This window comes from Verrucomicrobiia bacterium, assembly GCA_035946615.1.
Classification (GTDB): domain Bacteria; phylum Verrucomicrobiota; class Verrucomicrobiia; order Limisphaerales; family UBA8199; genus DASYZB01.
On sequence record DASYZB010000126.1, the window covers coordinates 1 to 5,596 of the forward strand.

The following is a 5,596-nucleotide window of genomic DNA, read 5'->3' on the forward strand; positions in this document are numbered from 1 at the left end:
CCCCTCTCCCCGGCCCTCTCCCCTTCGGAAGGGGAGAGGGAGAATGCCCGGAGGCTTACGGTAGCACATGTTCCATACTCATCGGTAAGACGCCGAGACGATCCAAAGGCATCGTACGCCCCCCACGCGATCATGAGAAAAAGGCCAATGCTCGGGATGTAAATGTAACGGTCTGCCATGGATTGGGAACCGACCTGGACCAAACCGATGGTGGGGACCAGGGTGCCCAGAAACCATAACCAACCCACCAGCAAATAGGGGTATCGGCCTGACCAGCGGAAAAAAAGGATGGACCAAACCAGTAGAAGTAATCCTGCGCCTGCTACAGCGAGGATCGGCCAGTGCTCCGGCAACGGGTAAAAGACCGACAAATCCACCGGGACTAGGGTTTTGGAGATGTACCGGACGTAGGCCAGCAGGGCATTGGACACGCGCAGAGAAAATGGAACGGTGACGAGCGAGGAAACGGCACCGCCGCCTCGCTGAACGAGGAAGGTCACCACGCTGGCTGCGAACGAGAGGAGGAAGAAGGGGATTTTTTCGCGGACAAGAGGCCACAGCCCATCTGGAAAGTACCGGTGCTGACTGGGCGGCGAGACGCCGCCCGAACCCGCCGGCGAGACGCCGGCGTTACCTTGCGCAGCCGTTCGCAATCGGTTGAGAGGCCAGAAATCGAGCAACAACAGAACGCAGGGCAGGGTGACGAGCATCGGTTTTGACATGAGGCCGAGGGAGAAAAGGAGAAGGGCAAGGAGATACCAACGGCTGGCCACTCCGAAGGTTTTGGACTGCGGCAGTCCTCTGCCGCTTTTGGCGGGCAATGCGGCAACGGTGGAAGGTGTGTCTGTGGCCGGTGGCGTAATAAAGCGCCAGAGGACTGGCGCAGTCCAAGACGCTGGCGCACGGATGGAGACCGGCGGGGTGCAATACTTATGGTATGCCCAGAGGGTGAGCAGGAAGAACAGGGTGCTCAGGACATCTTTGCGCTCGGCGGCCCAGGCGACGGATTCAACGTGCAACGGGTGCCAGGCAAATAAAGCCGCAACGAAGGCGCTTCGCCAAAAGGCGCCTGTCATTTGCCTAAGCAGCAGAAAGAGCAGCACCGAATTAATGGCATGAAGAAGGAGGTTGGTGAAGTGGTGTCCGCCTGGGCTGATCCCGAAGATTTGGCAGTCCAGCATGTGAGAAATCCAAGTGAGGGGATGCCAATTGGAGGCGTATCCGGTTGTGAATGCCCAAGCGACTCCGGCCCAGGTCAAGCCTGCTTTGACATGGGGGTTTTGGTAAATGTACCTCGGATCGTCGAAAAGTACGAATCCGTTTCGGGTAATGGGCCAATAACAGGCGACGGTGATGAAGGCAAGCAGCAGGCAGACCAGGCCCAGAGGGCGGTTTTCTTTCGATAAAAATTGGGGCGCAGTGCGCATGGTTACCCCAGGGATTAGCAGATTTTACGCCGTTTATGGAGTGCGCCGCCAAAGCGCAGCGACGACGGCGCTTTTTTACATTGAGGTCTGCGGGCACAGGCAAAGCGGCGTCGTGCTTCGCTTGCCGCCGCACTCCAAACTCGGGATGGAACAGCGCCACAACCCTTTCAGGGTTGGCACGCGCTTCGGTCTATTCCCAGGGTAGCTCGCAGACTCGCAACCCTGGGCTTTGAGTCGGAATCCCTTCGGGATTCTTCGTAACCTCCGAGATTGCAGAAATGCGTGTAAGGAGCAGAGCAAGCGCAGCGACGACGGCGGTTTTAGATTTTGTGGCGCTCGGCTACGCCCAAAGCGGCGTCGCGCTTTGCTTGCCGCCGCACTCCAAATCACTGCGTGGTGTCGGGCAGCAAATGGGGAGCAACGGGATCGCTACCTGATATATTGCATGTAGGGGCGTCAGTCACTCCGTTAATCGAGTAACTGCCGCTGAACGACGTGTCAGTACCCGCCGCCGGGCAATTGACGGCGCGTTTCAAATAACTGCTGATATCGCTGTATTGGACGACAGCCGTGGAGGCGGCTTTCTGTTCCAGCGCCCAAATCTGGGTTGCGCCTTCAATCTCACGCAAGTTGCTGATGCAGGAGTTCCTTTGGGCATTGGTGCGAGCCTTCACGTAGTTAGGAATCGCGATCGCTGCCAGGAGCCCGATGATGGCCACCACGATCATGATTTCGACCAGGGTGAACCCTGGTGTGCGCCTGTTACCTATTTTCATTTCTGCATTGCCTTTCTCACACGCGGTGTGAACGAGGCGATAGGCGGTATTTTATTAGTACGATTGTGTTCACGTATTGCCTGTCGCCAACCGCACGCAATTCTAGAATAGCAGGATTCAGTCCAACGTCGTTGCCCAAATAAAAAAGGCCTGGGAAATCTTCCCAGGCCTGTTGGAGAGTGGATTAGACTAGGAACCCGGCTGGGTAGGCAGCACGTGTGTCCCACCACCGACTCCAACGCCAGATATCTTGCACGTCGGTTGGTCGGTTACGGTAGCGCCACATGAATAACTGCCGCTGAAGCTCGTGTCGCTTCCTGCCGCAGGGCATGAAACAGCATTCTTCAAGTACGCGGAGATGTCGGTGTAACTCGCCGTTGCCGACGTCGGCTGCTTCATCTCCAACGCCCATTGCTGGACGGCGCCATCGATCTGGCGCAGGTTGTTAATGCAAGCATTGGTCTGGGACTGCGTACGTGCCCGGATGAAGTTCGGGATGGCGATGGCCGCCAACAGCCCGATGATTGCGACTACGATCATGATTTCCACGAGCGTGAAGCCGCTCTTCCTCGATGTTCTAATGTTCATACTGTCTTATTGCCTTTCTGTTGCCGCGGCGTGAACTTCACAACAGGCGGGTTATATTATTACGGTTTCCGTTCACTAATTGCCTGTCGCAACCGCGAATGTGAGATAGCAAGCGGGGTGCCAAGAGGGGAAGGATGAAGCTGGAGATGGCGCGCTAGCGTCTTGGACTGCGGTAGTCCTCTCGCAGGTTAGCCTGGGGGAAAAGCGCCAGAGGACTGGCGCAGTCCAAGACGCCTCGCGAGGTCTGTAAATGAAAAAAGGGCTTGGGAGATATTCCCAAGCCCTTGAATTTAAGGATTCTATGAATCAGTTCAGTGTATCATCCGGCAGTTTGTGGGTGGCGGGCACCTTCTGGCACTTGGGTTTGTCCTGTACCGTGCCGAGCGTGTAGCTGTCGGCGAAGGTCGTTCCGCCGGAGGGACAAACGACTTGGTTTCTGAGGTAACCTCGGATTTGCGAATACTCGGCCTGCGCCGTTTCGCCTTGTTTGGTTTCGAGCGCCCAGGTCTGCACCGCGCCATCGATCTGACGCAAGTTGCTGATGCAGGCGTTCATCTGTGCCGTCGAGCGGGCCTTCACGAAGTTGGGGATCGCAATCGTCGCCAACAGGCCAATAATGGCCACAACGATCATGATCTCGACCAGGGTGAAGCCTCCCTTCCGGGATGTCTGTTTCTTCATAGTGAACCTTTCTCTTGTACGGCGTGGACAAGCGGCAGGCGGTTTAGTATTAATGCAAAACGTCCACATATTGCCTGCTGCCGACCGTGTCCTGAAAATAGCAGAAATGAGAAGGGGAATGCAACCGCAAAATTGTTGGGCTTATTTGCCGCAAAAGAACGCAAGGAACGCGGAGAAAAGAGGATGTGGACTGCCGATATACCTGGGACCCCTCTCCCCTGGCCCTCTCCCCTTCGGAAGGGGAGAGGGAGAAGCAGCGGGAGAAGCCGGGAAACGATTTCACCAGTTCTGGCCCTCTCCCTTTCGGAAGGGGAGAGGGAGAAGCTGGTGGCGGGTTTGTTCCGGCGCATCCGTTTTTCCTGGGACACTTGCGTTTGGACTGTCCAGAGTGCTGTCTCGCTTCAGGCCATTTTGTACAGAATCGAGACGGGCCGATCCGAATGTAGGAGCCGACGTGAGGAGGCTCAGAACACCTGATCCCGGGTCGAACTAGCTAGCATGAGCTGAAAGCGGAGTGATGGAGTGATGGAGGGGTGGGAAACCCAATACTCCAACACTCCATCGCTCCAATACCCCATCACTCTGGCTCATCCCTTGCTTAATTCAGCGTAGTCCGGTTCAAACACTCAGGAAATGTGCGGTTTTCCCTGCAAAACCTTGCAAATGACCGCGCAGACAACCGAATCGGACCACGAAATGAACCAAACAATGACCGAACCTGAGACAGCGCCTGTTCTGAAAACAGAAGCTGTTGATGCCTGGCTCACCCCGGGCCGCTTTGCGCTTCTGCTGGCGCTGCTCGTGGTGGCCGCCTTCCCGGACGTGCTCCTGCAAGGCAAAACATTCGTTGCCCGCGATTTCGGCGCCTTCAGCTACCCGGTGGCTTTTTATCACCGGCAATGTTTTTGGCGCGGGGAAATCCCTCTGTGGAATCCGCTGAACTTCTGCGGCGTCCCTTTCCTTGCCCAGTGGAACACCATGACCCTTTACCCGGGCTCTCTGATCTATCTGCTCCTCCCGATGCCCTGGTCCCTCTCCTTCTTCTGCCTCGCCCATCTGTTTTGGGGCGGGTTAGGAATGTACTTCCTGGCCCGGCGCTGGACCGGCAACTGCCTGGCAGCGGGGCTGGCGGGAATCATCTTTTCGTTCAACGGACTGATGCTGAATTTTCTGATGTGGCCCAGCCATGTCGCAACTTTTGGTTGGCTCCCGTGGGTCCTGTGGTTGGTGCCGGAGGGCTGGCGGCAGGGAGGTAGAAAGCTGGTTTGGGGAATTCTGGCCGGCTCGATGCAGATGCTCGCTGGGGGGCCTGAGACGATTCTGTTTACCTGGTTGATTCTGTTCCTGCTGATGTGCGGCGAATGGATCACATTCTCAAAACGGACCTACGCAGAAATCCCCGACGCTGGCGCGAGGAACAGGATACCTCTGCGGTTTCTTTGTTTGGCCGTGCTGGTGACGCTGGTTTGCGCGGCCCAACTGCTGCCCTTTCTCGAACTCGTGGCCCATTCTGATCGGGACGCGAGTTACAGCGCCCATTCACCGAACTGGTCGATGCCCATCTGGGGTTGGTTGAATTTCCTGGTGCCGCTTTTCCGCACGCGACCAGCTTCCCAAGGCATTTTCTTCCAGCCAAATCAGGACTGGACGAGTTCCTATTACGCGGGAACTGGTACCGTGCTGTTGACTGCGGTGGCTCTCGGGAGGCGCCGGGAATGGAAGGTCCGTTTGCTGGCCGTAGCAGCTCTCTCTTGCTTATTGCTGGCACTCGGGAACCGAGGTTACGTCTATCCTGTTCTGCACCGCTTTTTCCCTCCCGTTGGCTTTTTCAGGTATCCCGTGAAGTTCCTGATCCTGGTCTTGGCCTCAGCCCCTCTATTGGCGGCAGGTGGCCTGGCAGCCTTAACACGGAACGATGGCACTAAATTGGGACGTTTCGAGGTGAGCAGCGCTTCACTCATACTGGTGCTGGTAGGGGCCGTGTTGGCCTTCGCTTGGGGGCACCCGATACCGGGCGAAATTCGTGTGGTGGTCCTCAGGAACGGATGCACGCGGGCGGGGCTCTTGGTTTTGGGTGTCCTGGCGGTCGGAATGTTAATCAAGTCCACTGGACCGCGCCGGACC

Annotated in this window: 5 protein-coding genes; 1 reads left to right on the plus strand and 4 read right to left on the minus strand. The window is 57.0% G+C overall.

The features are described 5' to 3' along the window. The 4 genes from VG146_18565 to VG146_18580 all read right to left on the minus strand — a co-directional run. On the minus strand, positions 1–1,427 hold a 1,427-nt coding region (locus VG146_18565; protein ID HEV2394357.1), incomplete at its 3' end, for a hypothetical protein. A 386-nt stretch (positions 1,428–1,813) separates the two neighbouring features. Then, a complete protein-coding gene (locus VG146_18570; GenBank protein ID HEV2394358.1) occupies positions 1,814–2,203 on the minus strand; it encodes a prepilin-type N-terminal cleavage/methylation domain-containing protein in 390 nt (129 codons plus the stop codon). 189 nt (positions 2,204–2,392) lie between these two features. Next, the gene (locus VG146_18575) at positions 2,393–2,791 is read right to left on the minus strand and encodes a type II secretion system protein (GenBank protein HEV2394359.1); all 399 of its coding nucleotides are present in this window, start codon (positions 2,789–2,791) and stop codon (positions 2,393–2,395) included. Positions 2,792–3,097: 306 nt separating this feature from the next. Then, a complete protein-coding gene (locus tag VG146_18580) occupies positions 3,098–3,472 on the minus strand; it encodes a prepilin-type N-terminal cleavage/methylation domain-containing protein (protein ID HEV2394360.1) in 375 nt (124 codons plus the stop codon). A 663-nt stretch (positions 3,473–4,135) separates the two neighbouring features. Here VG146_18580 and VG146_18585 point away from each other — a divergent pair. Next, the coding region (locus VG146_18585; GenBank protein HEV2394361.1) for a hypothetical protein at positions 4,136–5,596 on the plus strand (1,461 nt) is incomplete at its 3' end.

Bases quoted from the DNA above. Each gene is read 5' to 3' on its own strand.
- VG146_18580 (HEV2394360.1), bottom strand. From the start codon at position 3,472: ATGAAGAAACAGACATCCCGGAAGGGAGGCTTCACCCTGGTCGAGATC.
- VG146_18575 (HEV2394359.1), bottom strand. From the start codon at position 2,791: ATGAACATTAGAACATCGAGGAAGAGCGGCTTCACGCTCGTGGAAATC.
- VG146_18570 (HEV2394358.1), bottom strand. From the start codon at position 2,203: ATGAAAATAGGTAACAGGCGCACACCAGGGTTCACCCTGGTCGAAATC.